Source organism: Bacillus sp. LBA3-1-1.1 (genome assembly GCF_040676495.1).
Taxonomy (GTDB): domain Bacteria; phylum Bacillota; class Bacilli; order Bacillales; family Bacillaceae_G; genus Bacillus_A; species Bacillus_A nitratireducens.
On the sequence record NZ_JBEGIB010000011.1, the window covers coordinates 60,167 to 81,518 of the forward strand.

A 21,352-nucleotide genomic window follows, 5' to 3' on the forward strand; every position below is an offset into this window, starting at 1 on the left:
TTTCAATTCCCTTTCAGTTGTGAAACAACATTAAATGTTCCTAATAACCTAATAATACTATAATATTCCACATTATATTATCAGGAAAACTATATATATATTACATTATAAAAACAATATATAACGAATATATATACATTGTTTGTTTCACTGATAAATAAAAGAACTCATCACATAATGGTTATTAGATAGACCAATATGCTACGTCCCCTCAGAATTTCGAACACACCACGATAACTTAAACAACAATAATAGTGAACGGCTATCATTACAATATCTTTCTCCAATTGTTTTCCTTGGAAATATTTCAGTAGTTACGTAATTAAATTCCATTAACCTATATAAATAACTAGTCCAAAAAAAATCTATATGCATATCATGTTATAGTAAAGAATTCAGGAAATCCTAAAAGGAGGCATTTTCATGTTTGAAGATAAATCTAAAATAAATTACCCATATGAATTTACCGAAACTACAACAGTTCCCATAAAAAACCCAGTTTATAAACAATACAAAAACGGCACAGGTACACATAACTTTCCAATTAAAAAGCATTATAAAGAGCAAGTTTTATATACTGAAAAAATTAATAATAAGAAAGATAAATAATTGCATAGATCTTTATAACAATTAACAAAGTAAGAATCTATGTTTAGCCGTGCATAGTTACGCTTTTAATAATGTACAACCTTTATTTTAAAATCCACGTACCTTTTAAAAAGTGCTGATATACAGCGCTTTTTTATACATAGATAAATTAAAGTTTCCTTAGTCTAGAAATGCATTACTTGCATTATTAAATATCATGCACTCAAATTTTAATAAACAACAAAATTACTTCCTCCGAATCTCATTGAACACTTAACTTTACATATGAACAAATAAAAACGTAGAAATTAATTATTTCTACGTTTTTATATTTACCTACAATATCTGTACCGTGATGAAGAACTCCCTCCATCATAGCTACACCCCTGTGACTACGCCATCTACACTATTTAATCTAAATCTTCCCCATTCGTGGAAATAACTTTTTTATACCAATAATAGCTCTTCTTTTTACTTCTTTTTAATGTTCCATTTCCTTTATTGTCCTGATCAACATAAATAAATCCATACCGCTTGTCCATCTCACCAGATCCTGCACTCACTAAATCTATAGGTGCCCATGTTGTATACCCTAAAATATCTACCCCATCAACCTGAATCGCATCCTTCATCGCTTGGATGTGTTCTCTTAAATAATCAATTCTATAATTATCTTCCACATAACCATTTTTGTCCACTTCATCCTTTGCCCCTAATCCATTTTCTACAATAAATAATGGCTTCTCATAACGATCGTAGACATGGTTTAGAGTAATTCTGAATCCCAATGGATCAATGGGCCATCCCCATTGGCTGTACTCCAAATAAGGATTTTTGGTGGATGCAAATAAATTCCCTTCTGCATTATCTCCCCCGTCGCTATCTGTTCTTACGCATCGACTGTTATAATAAGAAAGGGAAATAAAATCTACTGTATATTTTGCGAGGAGCTCTTCATCCCCATTCTCCATTATTGGCAGCGTCCCATTACGTTCCATTTCCTTTAGTGCATAGTTTGGATATTTTCCTCTTGCTTGTACATCAACAAAGAAATAACTTTCCCGATCTAATTTTGTTGCTTCCCAAACATCATTTGGATTACAACTATAAGGATATACACTCCCTGCTGCAAACATACAGCCGACTACATTATTTCCATCTATTTCACGAGCCATTTTAGTGGCCTTTGCACTTGCAATAAGTTCATGGTGTGCAGCTTGATATTTTATCTTCTCCTTATTCTCACCTTCTTCAAAATAAATTCCTGCCCCCATGAATGGAGCGTGTAAAATCATATTTATCTCGTTAAACGTTAACCAGTATTTAACTAAACCCTTATATCTTTTAAAAATAACCTGGCATAGTTGTATATAGAAATCAATCATTTTACGGTTTCTCCAGCCACCGTATTTTTTAATTAGGTGCATCGGACAATCAAAGTGAGTAATGGTTACGAGTGGCTCTATATTATATTTACGGCATTCTTTAAATAAATCTTCATAAAATTGAAGCCCCGCTTCATTAGGTTTTTCTTCATCACCTAATGGAAAGATTCTAGTCCAAGCAACACTCATTCGATAAACTTTAAAGCCCATTTCAGCAAATAGCTGAATATCTTCCTTGAAATGATGGTACATATCAATGCCTTTTTTAGCTGGATAATAGTAATTTTCATCAAAATCAAACATTTTCAGCTTTCCTGTAATTACTAAAGATCGAGCTTCTCCTGTTGGGCATACATCGACATTCGAAAGTCCTCTCCCATTTTCGTTATATCCCCCTTCACATTGATTGGCTGCGGTAGCCCCACCCCATAAAAAATCATCACTAAACTTCATCACTCATTCCTCCAATATCGAAGTATTATTCTTAATAACCGTGTATAGAAAACTTTTCCGCCTAGATTTGGCCGTCTTTGGCATCAAAATATAACCGTAATTAAACTCGCTCCTCTATCCACGTTACCTTCTTTACTCTCCGCGACCTCTAAATAATCTGCGGAATTCGTAATAACTATTGGAGTAACAACACTGTAACCAGCTTGTTCTATTTCTTCAATATTGAAATCTAACAATCGTTGACCTTTCCTTACCTTATCACCTTGTTGTACATAAGTTTTAAATCCTTTACCTTCTAATTGGACTGTGTTTAAACCAACATGAATCAGAATCTGGACTCCATTATCCGATATAATTCCAATCGCATGTAAACTAGGGAATAATGCTGTTACTTCCCCATTAACAGGGGCCTCAACTACCCCTTCTGTAGGTACGATGGCAACTCCATTACCTAATACACCTGATGAAAAAGCCGCATCTTCTATATCTTTTAATTGCAATACTTCACCTTTTATCGGGCTTTCAATTATTTCTTTCTCTAATCTACTTTTCTTTTCATCTTGGCTAACTTCAATTTGAGGCTCATTCACCCCTGCGTAAACAGTCTCTTTATCTTTATAGACAATCATCGTCAATATAAATGCAACTACCATCGAAATTACAATACCGATAACCGCAACAATTAAATTCCCCATTGCTCCATCCGGTTCAATCATTGCAGGTAATTCAAAAATACCCATTCCACCAGCCATAAATTTTCTTAAATTAAAGAATCCATAGAATCCCCCACCAATTCCACCAGCAATACAACTAATAATAAATGGTTTCTTTAAGGGTAATAGAATTCCATAAATAGCCGGTTCTGTTACTCCGAATATACTGGATAAGAAATTTGGTAAAGACATTTCCTTCATTTTCTTGTCTTTTGTTTTAAATAATATCGCTAGGACAACTCCCGCAGTTGCGAAAGTACAAGCAAAGAAAGGCATCATCACATTATCGTATCCCATAGTCATAATGTTATTTAGATATACAGGTATGAATCCCCAGTGTATACCAAAGATAACTAGTATTTGCCACGTAGCTCCAACTATGATGCCAGCAAACAAGGGGCTGAAATCTCTAACTGCAAATACAAATTCAGAAACAGCCGTTGAGCCAAATGTTGCAAGTGGTCCAATTACAATAAATGCAACTGGTAATGCAATTAGTAATGTAAGCATTGGAACAAAGAAGAATTTAAGTAAATCTGGTACAAACTTATTACACACACTTTCGCATTTTGCTGCAAAATATACAGCTAAAATAACAGGAATAACTGTACCTGTATAATTTATTGAAATTAAAGGTATGCCAAAGAAGTCAATGTAGATCGGCGATTTAAACATAGAACCTTGAAATAATGTATACATTGCAGTAGTACTTGAAGAAACAGCACTAGCTTGTATGCTTGGATAACACATAATAGCCCCTACAACTAAGCCTAACATGGGTTTTAAACCAAACTTTTTAGCTGAAGTATAACCTAAAAACAATGGTAGAAAAGTAAATAAAGCATCACCGATTGCATTAATGACCATTGAACCACCCGAAGTTGAGCTATATAATCCTATAGCAACAAACAGTGCATTTAGTCCTTTCAACATACCACACGCAGCCATAATACCTAATATTGGCTGGAATATACCTGATATGATGTCAATTGCCTTATGAAGTAATTTTTCAGGCTTTTGCTCACCTTGTTGAGTTGCATTCAGTTGATCTACGTCGATCAATGCACTAATATCATCATATACTTGTGGTACATGGTTTCCGATAACAACTTGATATTGACCACCACTTTTCATGACCGTGACAATACCCTCCATATTTTTTAGGGTATCATCATTTGCGATGGACTCGTCCTTCAATTTAAAACGTAGTCGAGTCACACAATGTGTTAAGCTATTTATATTTTCTTTTCCACCTATATTTTCAATAATTTCTTTTGCTAATTCGTTGTATTTCCTCATTTTTCAATCCTCCATTTTTTCTTGTATTTATTAACAGAAATAGTGAAGGTCTGGCCAACTTAATGTTACCATCCAGCTATGTATTGCATGTTTACAGTCATCACCACCTTTCATGTTCTTTTACCTATCTACTCGACTCCCGAACTACCTTTGCTACATGAATAGTCAAATAAATCATTTCATTTGAAGTTAAATAATGTCCGTATTTCTTTTGGATAAATAGTTGAATCTTTGAAACACATTCAAACTCTTTCACATACTTATTTTTAATAATCTCAAATAACTCTTCATCAGATTCATCACTGTATGTGCTATTCGTAATTAGCCGGGAAGCAAAAAACTTTAAATGGCTAATAAAACGATAAAAGGAAACCGATTCTTCTATAATCTCAATACCAAAATGAACCCTTACAATTGTCAGCACTTCTTGAATCAACTGTGTGATCTCATGTACGATTGGCTGTTCTTTATGCAACTGAGCGTTTACAATATGAAAAGCAATAAAACCTGCCTCATCATCAGGTAAACGAATGTGCGTCTCTCTTTCAATAATATCCAGTGCTTTCATTCCAATATTAAATTCATCTTTATAAAATCGTTTTATTTCCCATAGCAGTGCATTTTTAATCTGAATTCCTTCTTTAATCCTTTGGATTGCATTATGCATGTGATCACTCAATGAAATATAAATACCTTCATTGAGTTTTTTACCTAATTTTCTTTGAGCATATCCAATAATTTCATCTGAGAGTTTCATATGCTCAATGGGTATGTTATTTAGCAGTTCTTGTAATTTATTAGATATATCTTGATTGGCTATGCGAAAAATTTTGTTTACCTTACTTTCATCAATCACATCACCTTTTGATTTTTGATAGCCTATTCCTTTTCCCATAACAATTATCTCTTTTCCATTTTTATCCTCCGTAATAACGACATTGTTATTTAGATTCCTTTTAACTTCCATATATTTCACTCCAATCAAGGATATTTTAGTATGGATTTATCATATATTATTCCGATATAACATAAAAAAGCCCATCCATTAAAATGCATAGAAGTACCTAAAAACTTCTCTGCACACTAATGAATAGGCTTAGCTTGTATTAAAACAATTACTACCCAATTCCATTGATATACGTACATAATATCCTAAATTTAAAATTTCGTCAACGCCGTTAATGGCACAAATCTACAAAAGGAATACTACCGACAAATCGTCTTAATCTGTACGCCTAAGTTTCTAAAAAACTAAATAACCCCTTATTTTAACCCTGAAATTTTGATGTTGTTGTTTGAAGTGTTGTATTTTCTTCCTATAATGATTTAAAACCTTTGATACTTGTTATACAAATGAAGACAAGAAAAAATCGTCACTCTTGCCGAAAAATATGATGTTTACATTGTAGAAGATGATTATTTGGCAGAATTTGATATGGATTCCAAGGCAGATCCATTATTTGCATATGAACCTAACGGAAGAGTTATTTATGTTAAAAGTTTTTCAAAAGTATTTGTACCAGGATTACGCATCGCAACAGTTATACTCCCTGAAGCGATGGTTGATCAATTTGTACAATATAAATTGATTGCTGATTTCAATACATCGACACTATCACAAAGCGCCTTAGAAATATATATAAAAAGTGGAATGTTCCATTATCATATTGATAATGGAAAAAATTGTACATTAATAAAATGACTATCTTATTAAATGCTTCTTCATCTTATTTACCAAGCTATATAAAATTTACTAAGCCAAAAGGTGGTTTGTATCTTACTATTTTCTTACCTTCACATATAAACATTGACAAGTTGATTCATTCGTTAAAAGAAAAACATATTTATGTAGATAATGCATCTAGAATGTATTTAGAAGGAAACAAACACAAAGTAATCCGGATAAGTATCTCTCAAGTAAATAAAGATAAAATAGAATATGGTATTAATCTTTATGTGAAACTCAAAAAGACACCTTAAAATAAAGGTGTCTTTTAATGTTTCGCATTAAAGAGGTTAACCCTACATAACCCTCTTAAACATCTTCTCCAATTCATAAGTAGAATGATGCACAAGAATCGGTCTTCCGTGCGGGCATGTGTACGGGTTTGTTGTTGTACGAAGTTCTTCAAGTAAAGCGAATATTTGATCGTTCGTTAAATATTGATTTGCTTTAATGGAAGCCTTACAGCTCATCATGATTGCTGCTTCTTCTCGTAGTTTTTTAATATCAACTTTTTTTAGTTTAACAACTTGCTCCATCATTTCATCAATGATTTCTGTTTCTTGTCCTTTCGGGAACCACGTTGGGTGCGAGCGGACGATAAAGGATTGATGGCCGAATTGCTCTAAAAATAGTCCGACTTTTTTTAGTTCTTCCAGCTGCTCTTCGACACGTAAAAATTCGGTAAGAGATAAATCGATACGGTACGGTACAAGTAGTTCTTGTACTTCTTGCGCTACTCTTCCTACTTTATCACGGAAATATTCATAATTGATACGTTCCTGCGCTGCATGCTGATCAATCATATATAACCCATTATCATTTTGAGCGAAAATATATGTTCCGTGCATTTGTCCAATTGGATAAAGCGGTGGTAAATCATTACCGTTCATTTCAATCTCTTTTATTTCGTGAACTTCTTCTTCCAATTCCTCTAATTCAAAATCATCATCGTTGCTAGTCCATTCCTTTTCCTCTCGAACCGTTTCTTCTATTACCGGCTTAGAGGATGGCTGCCAACTTTGCTCTTCTCTTACTAGTGACTGTGGTGGTTGCCATTCTTGCTTCGGCGGTTGCCAAAGTTGTGCTGGTCGTTTCACAGTCGTTGTTTCTTCTTGTTTTTCATCCATACCAGTCGGTAAAACGATGTTAGGCATAGATGATTCTCTCGTTTTTGTATGCTCAAACTTGAACTGTTCTTGCACACTTTCATCTTTTTCTTTTTTCTTCGTTGTTACGCCAGCATCTGGAATGAGCTGTATTTTTTTGAATGCCGATTGCAATGTTTCTTCGATAAGCTTTAGCAATTCTTGTTCTTTACTAAAACGAACTTCTAATTTCGCTGGATGTACGTTAACGTCAACAAGCATTGGGTCCATTTCAATTGATAAGAAACCGATTGGATATCGTCCGACTGGCAGTAATGTATGGTATCCTTGCTGAACTGCTTTCATTAATACGAAATTTCGAACGTAACGACCATTTACGATCGTTGACATATAATTACGAGACGCTCTCGTTACCTCTGGTAATGTTACATACCCTTTAATTGTGAAGTCTAAAGATTCGGCTTCAATTGGAATAAGCTTCTTCGCAACTTGAATGCTGTAAATCGATGCAAGTACTTGTCTTACATCACCGTTTCCTGACGTATGAAGCAATTTCTTTTCATTATGAAACAGTTTTAGCGATACTTCTGGATGAGACATTGCAATACGATACACGATATCTGTAATGTTCCCAAGCTCTGTATGAATCGTTTTCATATATTTAAGGCGCGCTGGTGTATTAAAGAATAAGTTTTGTACTGTAATATCTGTTCCTTTTCGGCTCGCTGTTTTCTCTTGTTTTATAATGTCTCCACCTTTAATCATAAGGTGTGTACCAGGCGCATCACCTGTGCTAGTGATTAATTCTAATTCACTAACTGAGGCAATACTCGGCAATGCCTCACCGCGAAAACCGAGTGTTCTGATGCGAAACAGATCGTTTTCATCTTTAATTTTGCTCGTCGCATGTCGTTCAAAAGCGACGATACAATCTTCTTCAGCAATGCCATCCCCATTATCAATGATGCGAATTTTTGATAAACCAGCTTCTTCTAAGTGGATTTCAATAGATGTACTATTCGCATCGATAGAATTTTCCACAAGTTCTTTTACGACTGAGGCAGGGCGCTCTACTACTTCCCCTGCCGCAATTAAGTTAGAGAGTTGATCATCGAGTTTGCGAATTTTCCCCATCTACTTACTCATCCTTTCTTTAACTTTTTCTGCAAGCGATACAGTTCGTTCATCGCCTCTAAAGGTGTCATATCAAGTAAATCAATTTTTTTAATTTGCGCGAGTACTACCGTTTCTTTTGCATCTAGCACTGACTTGTCTTGTTTTTTTGAAGACTGTTCTCCACCAAAGAATGATAATTGCGATTCTTCCTCAGTCTCTACTTTCGTCTCTTGTATTTCTGCTGGTTCTTCTTTTACAACAGCTGGTTCTGGAGCAACTTCTTGTACTTTCACTTCTGTACGCTTTGGAATAATAATTTCTTCTTGTCCTTCTAGTTGCGCTAACACTTCTTTCGCACGAGCGATTAAGCTATCTGGAAGCTCCGCAAGTTGCGCAACGTGAATTCCGTAACTTTTATCAGCTGCTCCATCTTGAATTTTATGAAGGAATACTACTTTTCCGTTCTCTTCAATAGCTGAAACGTGTACATTCTTCAATTGTCCTAAACTTTCTTCTAGCACCGTCAATTCATGATAATGCGTAGAGAATAACGTTTTCGCACCAATTTGGTCATGAATATGTTCAATGATTGCTTGTGCAAGTGCCATACCATCATACGTAGATGTACCGCGTCCAATTTCATCGAATAAAATTAAACTTCTTTCTGATGCATTTGCAATTGCATTTTTCGCTTCTAACATTTCGACCATAAATGTACTTTGACCCGAAATTAAATCATCCGCTGCACCAATTCTCGTAAAGATTTGATCGAATACAGGTAATACCGCTTCTGTTGCTGGTACGAAACAACCAATCTGTGACATAACAGTTACAAGTGCTAATTGTCTCATATACGTACTTTTACCAGACATGTTCGGTCCTGTAATTAAAAAGACATCCATCTTCTCCGGCATAATACAATCATTCGGTACATACAATTTCCCGTTCAATACTTTTTCAACGACAGGATGACGACCATCTTTAATAAAGATTTCGCGCTTAGTTGTTAAAACAGGTTTTACAAACTGTTCTTCTTCACTAACTGTCGCAAAACTTTGCAGTACGTCTAGTTCACTAATTACTTTCGCTAAATGCTGTAATTTCGGAATGAATACTTTGACTTCTTCGCGAAGCGCTGTAAATAAATCGTATTCTAATTGTACAATTTTCTCTTCTGCTTCTAAGATTAATGTTTCTTTTTCTTTTAATTCATCTGTTATGAAACGTTCAGCATTAGCAAGCGTTTGTTTACGCTCATAGCGGCCTTCTGGAAGTGCTGCAAGATTCGCCTTCGTCACTTCAATGTAGTAGCCGAAAATACGGTTGTACCCGATTTTTAACGATTTAACTCCTGTAATATCACGCTCTCGTTTTTCAAGCTCAGCGATCCACGTTTTCCCGTTTTTACTAACGTAACGATATTGATCAAGCTTGTCATTATAACCGTCTTTAATAATATCTCCATCTTTAATAGAAAGCGGTGGGTTTTCTTGAATACTTCTTCCTAGCAATTCAGTTAAGCTCTCACATGGATCCGCACCTTGAATTAACCTTGCTGCATAAGCATTATCTAACAGACTAATCGCTTCTAAAATAGCCGGTACTTGAAGTAAAGATCGTCTTAACTGTAATAAGTCCCGTGCATTCACATTACCAAATGCAACTTTCCCAGCTAAACGTTCTAAATCATATACTTCTTTTAATTTTTCTTTTAAATCTTCACGTAAGAAGTAATCATTTACAAATGTTTCAACCATTTCTAAACGCTCTTCCACTTTTTCTTTTTGGATCAGTGGACGTTCCATCCACTGTTTTAACATACGACCACCCATAGCTGTTTTCGTTTTATCTAATAGCCATAATAATGATCCTGTTTTTTCTTTCGTTCGAAGTGTTTCTGTCAGCTCTAAATTTCGCTTTGAATGCACATCAATTTTCATAAATTGATTCGTATAATAAATTTCCACTGGTTGCAAATGGTCTAACGAACGTTTTTGCGTTCTTATCACATAGTTAAATAAGCGTCCAACTGCTTTAATTAACTTTGCTTGCGAAACGTTTTTCACAAGATGTTCTAACCCTTCCGGAATGGTTGTTGCATCTTCATACGAAATCGTCATTTTTAATGTTGCAGTTAATTTATTTAATTCATCTTTTGAAAATGTAGAATCTACAACAATTTCTTTTGAACCAGTTGCATACACTTCTAATAAAATATCTTCTACTGAACCTGTTAACAACGTTACTGTATTTTGTCCAGTCGTTAAATCATTACAAGCTAAAGCATACGATCCATCTTCAAAATGTGTTAATGCTGCTAAGAAGTTATTCTCTTTCTCGTCTATTGTACGCCCTTCCATCATCGTTCCTGGCGTAATTAGTTGTACTACTTCACGACGTACTACACCTTTAGCTGTTTTTGGATCTTCCACTTGCTCACAAACAGCTACTTTATATCCTTTTTCAACAAGTTGTTCAATGTAATTTTTAGCTGCATGATGCGGTACACCGCACATCGGTATACGATCACTACTACCACCATCTCGGCTCGTTAATGTAATTTCAAGTTCATGAGCTGCTTTAACCGCATCTTCAAAGAACATTTCATAAAAATCACCTAATCGGAAAAATAAAAAGGCATCTTGATAGTCTGCCTTAACCTTTAAGTATTGCTGTATCATAGGGGTATATTGCGTCATGTCTTTCCTCCATAATTCTTACATAATAATCTATATTCATATATGTCACACTTCACGGACACCCATATCTCCTATTTCAGGAGTCTTTCCTCATTATAGCACATTTCATAAGAAATCATGTTCATTCAGCACCACTTATGTAATGTAAAAAGCTAGGAAGAACTTCTCCCTAGCTTTCTATTACTCTTCTTCTGCATCGACGATAAAGTTCGGATCTAATTCTTCAAACTCATCATCATCGACTTGGAAATCCTCGTCTGATTCTACGCAACCTTCAGGATTTACACTTACACAAATTTTCGTTTCCCCAACTACTTCTGTTACAAATTCACGTTCTACCGTCACAACAATCTTATTACCATTTGGCGATACAAGAGCTTCTAAACAATTTGGCGGCTGAATTACACGAGCGATAATTTCTAAATCGTCACCAGAGAAGTTTTTATCACGATACCCAATGCTTACTTCGTCAGTGTAGTTAACACGTTCTGTTACTACTTCAGTCTTTGTGTTTCCATCAAATGAATACCAAGTGTTTACATCATAGAAACCTTCAATTTCCACATGTTTTCCATTCTTTCTCGCTTCGTACGAATGGTTAATTACCCAGCACCCTAAAATACTTGTTGGCTCATTATTCGATTCACATGTATGCGTTGACTTTGTATACTTACGTCCTTTTCCAACCACTGCTTTTGTAATAATCTCTCTAAATTCGGACATTCGTAACCCTCCTCAATCACTATTCACTTAATCATATGCGTGACAATAGCGGAATGTGTCATTCTTTTTTTTGAGAAGAATTTACGTTATAACCCATAAAAAAAAGAGATGTCAATAAGACATCTCTTTAACAACCACAATTTCCTTTTTTACTTTCTACTGCTGCACCAGTTTCCCCCTTCAATACATCGCCACCAGTTGAAACTAATATTTCATCTGTTACGTTGTTAGAAATCGTACTTGCAACTAGCTGTAGTAAGTCATTTACATATGTTTGTGAAGATTTAAATTCTTGCACAACTGGGATACTATCCAACTTATCTTGCAATGCATCAATTTCAGCTTCTACTTTTTTCAAAGCTTCCCATTTCCCGTAATGCTGCAAGTTTACTGCTTGCTTTTGCAGTGCTTTAATTTCATCAATTGCGCGCTTTACATTTTCATTTTTATGAATTTGTGCTTCTGCTCGCTTAAAGAAGTCGACTTCTTCTGTTTCAGAAATCATTTTTGCTAATTCTTTCGCTTGTTCAACAATTTCATCTTTCGAATATGCTTTCATCTATTATTCCACCTCAATCGGCTCTTCAACTAATTCCCCGTTAAGAGACCAAGTTTTTGCTTCCGTTACTTTTACTTTCACAAGCTGACCAATTAAAGATTTTGAAGCGACGAAGTTTACAAGTTTATTCGTACGAGTATAACCTGCGAGTACTTCTGGATTATTTTTACTTTCCCCATCAACTAACACTTCTACAATTTGACCTTTGTAACGATTATTCTTTTCAATTGCCAACGTATTTACTAGTGTATTTAAGCGTTGAAGACGTTCTTTTTTCACTTCCATCGGTACATTATCTTTCATTTTTGCAGCTGGTGTACCTTCGCGCGGAGAATAAATAAAGGTAAAGGCAGTATCAAATCCTACTTCACGATATAACGAAATCGTTTCTTCAAATTGCTCATCTGTTTCATTTGGGAAACCAACGATAATATCAGTTGTGAATACTGCATTTGGAATTGCTTCTTTAATTTTTCTTACAAGTTCTAAATAATGCTCACGTGAATATTTACGCGCCATAATTTTTAACATATCTGTGCTTCCAGATTGAACTGGTAAGTGAATATGTTCTACTAAGTTTCCAGCTTTTCCAAGCACTTCAATTAAGTGATCATCGAAATCACGTGGATGGCTCGTTGTAAAACGAATACGGGCAATATCAACTTTACGGAGTTCGTCCATTAAATCGCCAAGTCCGTATTCAAAATCTTCAAAGTCTTTACCATATGCATTTACGTTCTGGCCAAGTAATGTAATTTCTTTATAACCATTCGCAGCTAAATGACGAATTTCTTGGATAATGTCTTCCGGACGTCTGCTTCGCTCTTTTCCACGTGTATACGGCACGATACAATATGTACAGAACTTATCACAGCCATACATAATATTTACCCAAGCTTTAATATCACCACGGCGTACTTTCGGAAGGTTTTCAATTACATCCCCTTCTTTTGACCAAACTTCAACTACCGTCTCCTTCGAGAACATTGCATCTTTTAGAATATACGGCAATCTATGAATATTATGCGTTCCAAACACCATATCTACATGCTGATTTTTTTGCATAATTTTATTTACAACAGATTCTTCTTGAGACATACAACCACATACACCAATTAAAAGGTCCGGATTTCTTCTTTTTAATGACTTTAAATGACCTAGTTCACCGAACACTTTATTTTCAGCATTTTCACGAATTGCACAAGTATTTAATAAAACTACATCTGCATCTTCAGTTGAAAAGGTTGGCTCATATCCAAGTGCGGTGAAAATACCCGCCATTACTTCCGTATCATGCTCATTCATTTGACAACCATATGTACGAATATAGAACTTTCTTCCTGTACCAAAATTTCGAAATTCTTCAGGTAAGCCAAAATCCCGTTCAATTTTAACTTCTTCTTTCCCTCGTTTTTTCGCGTCTTTTAAGGAAGGTGGTTGGTATACACTTTCAAAGTATTTACTATAATCTTTCTCTTCTTTTTTCGTAGAGGAATTCGCTTGTTGACTTGCTAATCGTTGTTGCTCGTTCATCGGTAATCTCCTTTCACCCTTAACTATACACACTCTATAGTCCATTTTAATGCGCTTTGACTCACCTCAAAAATGGTTAGATAGCTTGAGAGATAACTTGTCCTTTGAAACTTGAGTAATCAATCTAATCATTCATAAGAATGAAGTCTTCCCCACACAAATAGACATTCCCTTTTCATACTTCTTTTTGTCCTATCCAAAAGCATATTGCTTTATCCCTATAAACATTACCATAGTATGAAGCGTTGCGCCAATTTTAACAAGAAAGAGGCTCTGTCTGATCTTACATTTCATCAGCAATGAACTCGCCATTTTCATACAACGATTTATATATTATTTTACCATTCTGAATTTTCTAAGTAAATAAGACTACCCTATATTTTTTACTCATAAAAAAAGGTTACCAAATGGCAACCTCCTCTTCTTATATTACATAAATTCAGCAACAAGTTCATCAAACATTTTTTGATCCATATTTAAATCAGCTTGCACTAAAGGCTTCTCACTATAGCCTTTTACAAGTTCTTGGTATGAAGGTTGCTTTGTATTCTGATAAATTAAACCTGTTACTAACCCGTTCTTTTCCATTAATGTTTGCATAGCCATCATGCGGTTAGATGGATCATATCCTTCTACTGTACTTAGTTTCGTTAAATTCTCTTTAAACCAATCATAAGTATTTACTTTATTGTAAGTAACACATGGACTAAATACATTAATTAATGAAAAGCCTTTATGGTTAATACCAGCTTCAATAATTTGCGTTAATTCTTTTAAATCACTTGAAAAGCTTTGCGCCACAAATGTCGCACCAGCTGTTAAAGCCATTTCCATAACATTTAGTGATGGTTCAATTGAACCTTGTGGTGTACTTTTCGTTTTAAATCCAGCTTCACTACGTGGTGAAGTTTGACCTTTTGTTAATCCGTAAATTTGGTTATCCATTACGATGTACGTAATATCAATGTTACGACGAATAGAATGGATCGTATGTCCCATACCAATCGCAAAACCATCACCGTCACCACCGGATGCAATAACTGTTAAATCACGATTTGCCATTTTTACACCTTGTGCAATCGGAAGAGCACGTCCGTGAATACTATGCAAACCATATGAATTAATATACCCTGAAATACGACCTGAACAGCCGATACCAGAAATAACAGCTAGCTCATCTGGATTTAAACCAACGTTAGCTGCCGCACGCTGAATCGCAGCCTGCACCGAGAAGTCTCCGCAACCTGGGCACCAGTTTGGTTTTACACTGTTACGAAAGTCCTTAAATGTTGCCATTTAATACAACCCCTTTTTTGCATTCGTTGTAAATCTCTTTCGGCAAGAATGGATTTCCATCGTATTTTAAAAGACTAGAAATTTTCTCACCACTGCCAAGATTCATTTTCATAATGTTAGCAAGCTGACCAGTTGCATTGTTTTCTACTACTACAACACGCTTCGCTTTTTTCACAAGTGGATCGATTTCAGCTGTTGGGAACGGATGAATTAAACGTACATGGGCATGGTTTACTTTCATTCCTTCTTGTTCCAAACGCTGCATTGCCTCTTCGATCGCACCACGAGTTGAGTTAAAGCCAACTAACAATACGTCTGCGTCATCATGCTTAGCATTTTTGTAAATAGGGGTATTAAACTGCAAGTTCGCCATTTTACGGAAACGTTTGTCCATTTGATCTTTACGATTTAACGCTGATTCAGATGGTTTACCCGTTTCATCATGTTCTACACCTGTAACATGGTGAATACCATTTTTCATACCAGGTAAAACACGTGGTGAAATTCCATCTTCTGTTACTTCATAACGCTTGAAGTATGCTTTATTTTCACGTTCTGGTAATTCTACTTCTAAATCAAGCTTACCGCGACGAATTTCAACTTTATCTAACTTAAGTGGTTCTACTGTTTGCTTTCCTAAAGAAAGCTGTAGATCTGTTAAGAAGATAACAGGCACTTGATATTCTTCTGCTAAATTAAACGCTTCTACAATATCATAGAAAGCTTCTTCAACTGTACTTGGCGCCATTACGATCTTTGGAATTTCACCATGCGTTCCGTAAATCATAGCCATTAAGTCAGACTGCTCTTGTTTTGTTGGTAAGCCCGTACTTGGACCACCACGTTGTGTATCAATGATAACTAGCGGTGTTTCAGTAATACCTGCTAAACCTATTGCTTCCATCATTAAAGAAAGACCAGGACCAGCAGATGCTGTTAATGTACGAACACCAGCGTAGTTTGCACCGATTGCCATTGTACAAGCTGCGATTTCATCCTCAGTTTGGATTACTGTCCCGCCGACTTTCGGTAACTTTTTAATTAAGTATTCCATAATTTCAGATGCAGGTGTGATTGGATATGCAGACATAAAGCGAGCACCACCAGCTACTGCACCAAATGCGATTGCGTCGTTTCCAATCATAAACATGCGTTTCTTACCGTCAGCTTTTTCAAGCTGCATCATGTTTACTTTTTCACCAAGCAATTCTTTCATATATTGAGAGCCGCGTTTAATGGCTTCCATATTCTTTTGAACGACTTGCTCTCCTTTACGACCAAAGATTTCTTCAACAACCTCTAAATACGCTGTTTCGTCTAATCCTAATACCGCACTAGATGCCCCAACAGCAACCATGTTTTTCATTAATGATGTGCCTAACTCTGAAGCAATATCTGTAAACGGTATCACATATAGATTTACATCTGTATTATCAGGTATTGTTGGATTAAATTTTGCATCCGCAACTACAATTCCACCCGGACGTAGTTCGTGGAAGTTAAAATCAATTGTTTCTTGATCAAAAGCAATTAAAATATCTAAATCATCTGAGATCGCGCGTACTTCTGTTGTACTTACACGAATTTTATTATTTGTATGGCCGCCTTTAATACGTGATGAGAAGTGGCGGTAACCGTATAGGTAATATCCTAATCGGTTTAATGCAATACAGAAGATTTCCCCTGTACTTTCAATTCCTTCACCTTGTTGGCCTCCAACTTTCCATGAAAGTTGACTAATCATCTCCTACACCCCTTTTGGCTGCATTCATTGTAGTGTATTTTTTTACAGTATTAGTTTAGCATTTTTTATACAAATAAACTACAATGGACGCAAATTATGCCTCTTCTGATTTCCCTGAATCTTTAGTATAAAGCTATTTCGTTTTCCATTCTAGTATTAGGTCTTAAAAAAATCAATAAATTCAAGTGAATTCATTTTAATTTTTCTGAATTTTTAAAACACAATCTTTAGAACGTTACACAGTCAACAAAATTTTTATACAAAAATCGATCTACAGTTGATTCACTATACTTTTTACACAGGTGATTAATTATATTTTCATAATCCCTGTATGCTTCTACACCTACAACAGTTTCTAAAATTCCATCAAAATCAGAACCGAATCCTATATTTTTTTCTCCACCTAATGAACAAATATATTCCACATGTCTTAATATATCTGCTATATTCGCTTGTCTTTCATTCGTTAAAAACTGCGGTACGAATGTAATACCAATAATGCTATTTTTCTTTATGAGAGCTCTTATTTGTTCATCGGTTAAATTGCGTGGATGCCCACAAAGTTGATAACAGTTTGAGTGAGATGCAATTGGGTTTTTAGCTATTTCTATAACATCCCAAAAGCTTCTTTCATTTAAATGAGACACATCGGTCCATAAATCTAACATATTAAGTTCTTGTACAACTTGTCTACCAAATGTAGTTAAGCCTGCACCACGTGTCTCTAGCGCCCCATCAGCTAATAAATTAGCATAGTTCCATGTTAATCCAAAGGAACGTACACCTAAGCGATAAAACAAACGTAATTTCATCGCTTCTTTTCCAATCGCTTCGCATCCTTCTAATGTTAATAACGCTCCAATCTCGTCCTGTTTTAGCATGTTAATATCGTTTTTTGTCTGAATAAACTTCATTCCTGGTAGCGATAGAATTTCACTATGAAAAATATCTATCATTTGCAGTGCAACTTCAAAGCGCTTTTCATACGCTACTGTTTCTGGTATATATATCGCAAAGCATTGTATACTTCCTTTTCTTTTCTTTAATTGTTCAAATGTAATATGTAATTGTGAATCGTTTTGAAAGTCTTTTTTTCCCTTTGCACTCCATAACTGAAAGAGTACATCGCAATGAGCATCAAAAATTTTCATATTCATTCCTCCACTATAAAAACAACCTGTTTGCATACATGCAAACAGGTTGTTTCAACTTAACGAGGTTCTACAATTAATTTTATTGCCGTACGCTCTTCGCCATCGATCATAATATCTGTAAACGCTGGGATACAAATCAGATCCAAACCACTAGGCGCTACAAATCCTCTTGCAATTGCTACTGCCTTTACCGCTTGGTTCAATGCACCTGCACCAATAGCTTGAATTTCTGCTGTTCCGCGTTCGCGAATAACACCTGCAAGTGCACCAGCTACAGAATTAGGGACCGACGTTGCTTTAACTTTTAATATTTCCATTCCGCGTTTCCTCCTCGTTTTTATAAAAAGTAATAGCAATTATTTCACTTTAACTTATATTCACGAGGAATGGCACGTATTCCTGCTAAATCCCTGTAATTTTTCTAAAAAATTAAAATATAATGACTTCTCTAACTTTTCGTTAAAAATTACTCAAAAAACGGCTGATCATCATTAATTAAAATGCGTTCAATTTTCTTCGCTTTCCCTGTATTTGGATCCACATCGATTAAAACTGCACTTAATTGCGTTCTGCCATTCGTTACCTCAAAACGTACTGGTAAGTTCGTTAAAAACTTCTTCAATACCGCTTCGCGATCCATACCTAAAATACCATCATACGGTCCTGTCATACCAACATCTGTAATATAAGCTGTTCCGCTTGGTAAAATACGATTATCAGCTGTAGGAACGTGTGTATGTGTACCTACTACAGCTGTAGCACGACCATCTACGTACCAACCTAACGCCTGCTTCTCACTTGTTGTTTCAGCATGAAAATCAACAAAGATAATATTCGTACGTTTTTTTGCAATATTGATTAATTCATCCACTTTTCGGAATGGACAATCAATTGGAGGTAGGAAAGTACGTCCTTGTAAGTTAATTACTGCAACTTCTGTTCCGTTACAGTTCACAAAGATAAGACCTTTCCCTGGCGTTCCTTCTGGGAAGTTAGCTGGTCTTGCAAGATATTTGGCATCATCAATAAATTCAAATACTTCACGATTATCCCAAGCATGGTTTCCAAGCGTAACTGCCTGTGCCCCGCACTCCAAAAAGTTTCGATATATTTTTTCCGTAATTCCACGTCCACCCGCAGCATTTTCTCCATTAATGATTGTTACTGTAGGTGTATATTTTTTCTTTAATGCCGGTACGTACTGTTGAATCATGTCTCTACCAGGAGATCCTACTACATCCCCAACAAATAATATTCTCATATGTCTTACCCTTTCTATGTACTGCATTTTTTATTACCTTACTCTAACAAGCAATTTCCTTATAATATTAAAAATTTACCTATTATAAGTTTCTTTCACTTGCATACTTCTCATAAATAATTTTATTTTACCCAATTCCAACACAAAAAAATAAAGTGGTGTTTCACCACTTTATTTTGCGTATTCCACTGCACGTGTTTCACGAATAACAGTAACTTTAATATGTCCTGGATAATCCAGTTCATTTTCAATACGTTTTCGAATATCACGAGCTAAACGATGAGCTTCTAAATCATCAATTGTATCTGGTTTTACCAGAATACGAACTTCACGTCCTGCTTGAATTGCGAAAGATTTTTCTACGCCTTCATAAGACTCTGAAATTTCTTCTAACTTCTCAAGACGACGAATGTAGTTCTCAAGTGTTTCACTACGAGCTCCCGGTCTTGCAGCTGATAATGCATCTGCTGCTGCAACTAGAACTGCAATGATAGAAGTTGGTTCTGTGTCACCATGGTGAGATGCGATACTGTTTATTACAACAGGATGCTCTTTATATTTCGTTGCGAGTTCAACACCAATTTCAACGTGACTACCTTCTACTTCATGATCAATTGCTTTTCCGATATCATGTAATAGACCAGCACGTCTTGCTAGTTTTTCATCCTCACCAAGCTCCGCTGCCATAAGTCCAGTTAAATATGCAACTTCCATAGAGTGTTTTAAGACGTTTTGTCCATAACTTGTACGGTATTTTAAACGACCTAAAATCTTAATTAAATCTGGATGTAAGCCATGAACACCCACTTCAAACGTTGTTTGCTCTCCGACTTCACGAATATACTCGTCCACTTCACGTCTTGATTTTTCGACCATCTCTTCAATACGCGCTGGGTGAATACGTCCGTCCTGTACTAGTTTATCAAGAGCGATACGAGCTGTTTCACGACGAATCGGGTCGAATCCAGATAGAATTACCGCTTCTGGTGTATCATCGATAATAAGGTCAATACCTGTTAACGTTTCTAGCGTACGAATATTACGACCTTCACGTCCGATAATACGTCCCTTCATTTCGTCGTTTGGAAGATTTACAACCGAAACGGTTGTTTCAGCAACATGATCAGCTGCACATCTTTGCATTGCAAGAGATAAAATCTCTTTTGCTTTCTTATCCGCTTCTTCTTTCGCACGAACTTCACTTTCTTTTACCATAACGGCAATTTCATGAGAAACTTCACTTTCTACTTTACCAAGAATAATTGCTTTCGCTTGTTCGCGTGTCAGATTGGAAATGCGCTCTAATTCTGTTTGTTGCTTTTGAACTAACTCTCCCACTTTGCTTTCCAACTCTTCAATCTGTTGTTGTTTCGCTACAAGAGAATCCTCTTTCTTTTCCAACTGTTGCTCGCGCTTATCGAGCGTTTCGTCTTTACGATCAAGGTTCTCTTCTCTTTGCATTAAACGATTTTCTTGTTTTTGTAATTCGCTTCTACGGTCACGAATTTCTAATTCAGCTTCTGTACGAAGTGTATGAATTTCATCCTTTGCTTCTAAAAGCGCTTCTTTCTTAAGTGCTTCTGCTTCACGATTCGCTTCGTCTAGAATACGTTTCGCTTCATTAGTTGCACCATTAATCTTCGCTTCAGCAATAGACTTTCGAACAAAAAAGCCAACAACTGCACCGACTGTTGCAAGCAAAATGGAGATGAGTATCCAAACTGTACTACTCATGATTTCACCTCCCCTTGCTATGAATGAAAAAAGACTGTCGGCATGTACATTGAATAGCAACGTACAGCAAAGACCGTCGTCCCGCTTTTTTAAGGGACTTTCTTCATTTCACAATTAAAATGTCATATTATTATTTCGGCAAGATTTAAGTCTTACTCCGAATATTACTTCTCTTCTTGAGAAGAGTATATCGTATATAAGAAAAAATATACATTCTCATTGTATCTATCGCAATTTTCATTGTCAAGCGTTGTCTACTTTTA

Annotated in this window: 16 protein-coding genes; 2 read left to right on the plus strand and 14 right to left on the minus strand. The window is 35.7% G+C overall.

The features are described 5' to 3' along the window. Positions 1–423 precede the first annotated feature (423 nt). Entirely contained in the window at positions 424–609 is a 186-nt protein-coding gene (locus MRBLBA3_RS10765; protein ID WP_000461134.1) for a hypothetical protein, read from the plus strand. Between the two features lie 389 nt (positions 610–998). On the opposite strand, the gene MRBLBA3_RS10770 is transcribed toward MRBLBA3_RS10765, so the two are convergent. The 3 genes from MRBLBA3_RS10770 to licT all read right to left on the minus strand — a co-directional run bounded on the left by MRBLBA3_RS10770 (position 999) and on the right by licT (position 5,405). Beyond that, a complete protein-coding gene (locus MRBLBA3_RS10770) occupies positions 999–2,426 on the minus strand; it encodes a 6-phospho-beta-glucosidase (protein ID WP_000672303.1) in 1,428 nt (475 codons plus the stop codon). An 83-nt stretch (positions 2,427–2,509) separates the two neighbouring features. Beyond that, on the minus strand, positions 2,510–4,438 hold the full coding sequence (locus tag MRBLBA3_RS10775; protein WP_001233914.1) for a beta-glucoside-specific PTS transporter subunit IIABC: 1,929 nt from the start codon (positions 4,436–4,438) through the stop codon (positions 2,510–2,512). 124 nt (positions 4,439–4,562) lie between these two features. Beyond that, a complete protein-coding gene (licT, locus tag MRBLBA3_RS10780; protein WP_000453252.1) occupies positions 4,563–5,405 on the minus strand; it encodes a BglG family transcription antiterminator LicT in 843 nt (280 codons plus the stop codon). Positions 5,406–5,858: 453 nt separating this feature from the next. On the opposite strand from licT, the gene MRBLBA3_RS10785 reads away from it, so the two are divergent. Beyond that, the gene (locus MRBLBA3_RS10785) at positions 5,859–6,140 is read left to right on the plus strand and encodes a GntR family transcriptional regulator (RefSeq protein WP_232290536.1); all 282 of its coding nucleotides are present in this window, start codon (positions 5,859–5,861) and stop codon (positions 6,138–6,140) included. A gap of 320 nt (positions 6,141–6,460) precedes the next feature. Here MRBLBA3_RS10785 and mutL read toward each other — a convergent pair whose 3' ends face one another. The 11 genes from mutL to rny form a co-directional block, all read right to left on the minus strand. Then, on the minus strand, positions 6,461–8,404 hold the full coding sequence (gene mutL / locus MRBLBA3_RS10790; protein ID WP_098883180.1) for a DNA mismatch repair endonuclease MutL: 1,944 nt from the start codon (positions 8,402–8,404) through the stop codon (positions 6,461–6,463). Between the two features lie 8 nt (positions 8,405–8,412). Further along, on the minus strand, positions 8,413–11,085 hold the full coding sequence (mutS, locus tag MRBLBA3_RS10795; RefSeq protein WP_000195996.1) for a DNA mismatch repair protein MutS: 2,673 nt from the start codon (positions 11,083–11,085) through the stop codon (positions 8,413–8,415). Between the two features lie 180 nt (positions 11,086–11,265). Continuing rightward, a complete protein-coding gene (gene cotE, locus MRBLBA3_RS10800) occupies positions 11,266–11,808 on the minus strand; it encodes an outer spore coat protein CotE (protein ID WP_001288802.1) in 543 nt (180 codons plus the stop codon). Positions 11,809–11,935: 127 nt separating this feature from the next. Beyond that, a complete protein-coding gene (locus MRBLBA3_RS10805) occupies positions 11,936–12,367 on the minus strand; it encodes a RicAFT regulatory complex protein RicA family protein (RefSeq protein ID WP_000649390.1) in 432 nt (143 codons plus the stop codon). Positions 12,368–12,370: 3 nt separating this feature from the next. Beyond that, positions 12,371–13,900, minus strand: coding sequence for a tRNA (N6-isopentenyl adenosine(37)-C2)-methylthiotransferase MiaB (gene miaB, locus MRBLBA3_RS10810; protein ID WP_001005382.1), 1,530 nt, complete (start codon positions 13,898–13,900; stop codon positions 12,371–12,373). A 429-nt stretch (positions 13,901–14,329) separates the two neighbouring features. Continuing rightward, positions 14,330–15,196 (minus strand): 2-oxoacid:ferredoxin oxidoreductase subunit beta, encoded by an 867-nt coding sequence (locus MRBLBA3_RS10815; RefSeq protein ID WP_000190147.1) that lies wholly within the window; start codon positions 15,194–15,196, stop codon positions 14,330–14,332. After that, on the minus strand, positions 15,183–16,940 hold the full coding sequence (locus MRBLBA3_RS10820; RefSeq protein ID WP_000625430.1) for a 2-oxoacid:acceptor oxidoreductase subunit alpha: 1,758 nt from the start codon (positions 16,938–16,940) through the stop codon (positions 15,183–15,185). Before MRBLBA3_RS10820 ends, MRBLBA3_RS10815 begins: the two co-directional genes overlap by 14 nt. 227 nt (positions 16,941–17,167) lie before the next feature. Then, on the minus strand, positions 17,168–18,091 hold the full coding sequence (locus MRBLBA3_RS10825; RefSeq protein ID WP_000688013.1) for a dipeptidase: 924 nt from the start codon (positions 18,089–18,091) through the stop codon (positions 17,168–17,170). Between the two features lie 59 nt (positions 18,092–18,150). After that, on the minus strand, positions 18,151–18,411 hold the full coding sequence (gene spoVS, locus MRBLBA3_RS10830; protein ID WP_000404341.1) for a stage V sporulation protein SpoVS: 261 nt from the start codon (positions 18,409–18,411) through the stop codon (positions 18,151–18,153). Between the two features lie 149 nt (positions 18,412–18,560). Beyond that, positions 18,561–19,355, minus strand: a complete 795-nt coding sequence (locus MRBLBA3_RS10835; RefSeq protein ID WP_001221088.1) for a TIGR00282 family metallophosphoesterase — start codon at positions 19,353–19,355, stop codon at positions 18,561–18,563. A gap of 171 nt (positions 19,356–19,526) precedes the next feature. Next, positions 19,527–21,089, minus strand: a complete 1,563-nt coding sequence (gene rny, locus MRBLBA3_RS10840; protein ID WP_000099777.1) for a ribonuclease Y — start codon at positions 21,087–21,089, stop codon at positions 19,527–19,529. Positions 21,090–21,352 lie beyond the last annotated feature (263 nt).

Excerpts from the sequence above, each read along its gene's own strand:
- MRBLBA3_RS10765 (WP_000461134.1), top strand. The coding sequence starts at position 424 with ATGTTTGAAGATAAATCTAAAATAAATTACCCATATGAATTTACCGAA.
- MRBLBA3_RS10770 (WP_000672303.1), bottom strand. The coding sequence starts at position 2,426 with ATGAAGTTTAGTGATGATTTTTTATGGGGTGGGGCTACCGCAGCCAAT.
- MRBLBA3_RS10775 (WP_001233914.1), bottom strand. The coding sequence starts at position 4,438 with ATGAGGAAATACAACGAATTAGCAAAAGAAATTATTGAAAATATAGGT.
- licT (WP_000453252.1), bottom strand. The coding sequence starts at position 5,405 with ATGGAAGTTAAAAGGAATCTAAATAACAATGTCGTTATTACGGAGGAT.
- mutL (WP_098883180.1), bottom strand. The coding sequence starts at position 8,404 with ATGGGGAAAATTCGCAAACTCGATGATCAACTCTCTAACTTAATTGCG.
- mutS (WP_000195996.1), bottom strand. The coding sequence starts at position 11,085 with ATGACGCAATATACCCCTATGATACAGCAATACTTAAAGGTTAAGGCA.
- cotE (WP_001288802.1), bottom strand. The coding sequence starts at position 11,808 with ATGTCCGAATTTAGAGAGATTATTACAAAAGCAGTGGTTGGAAAAGGA.
- MRBLBA3_RS10805 (WP_000649390.1), bottom strand. The coding sequence starts at position 12,367 with ATGAAAGCATATTCGAAAGATGAAATTGTTGAACAAGCGAAAGAATTA.
- miaB (WP_001005382.1), bottom strand. The coding sequence starts at position 13,900 with ATGAACGAGCAACAACGATTAGCAAGTCAACAAGCGAATTCCTCTACG.
- MRBLBA3_RS10815 (WP_000190147.1), bottom strand. The coding sequence starts at position 15,196 with ATGGCAACATTTAAGGACTTTCGTAACAGTGTAAAACCAAACTGGTGC.
- MRBLBA3_RS10820 (WP_000625430.1), bottom strand. The coding sequence starts at position 16,940 with ATGATTAGTCAACTTTCATGGAAAGTTGGAGGCCAACAAGGTGAAGGA.
- MRBLBA3_RS10825 (WP_000688013.1), bottom strand. The coding sequence starts at position 18,091 with ATGAAAATTTTTGATGCTCATTGCGATGTACTCTTTCAGTTATGGAGT.
- spoVS (WP_000404341.1), bottom strand. The coding sequence starts at position 18,411 with ATGGAAATATTAAAAGTTAAAGCAACGTCGGTCCCTAATTCTGTAGCT.
- MRBLBA3_RS10835 (WP_001221088.1), bottom strand. The coding sequence starts at position 19,355 with ATGAGAATATTATTTGTTGGGGATGTAGTAGGATCTCCTGGTAGAGAC.
- rny (WP_000099777.1), bottom strand. The coding sequence starts at position 21,089 with ATGAGTAGTACAGTTTGGATACTCATCTCCATTTTGCTTGCAACAGTC.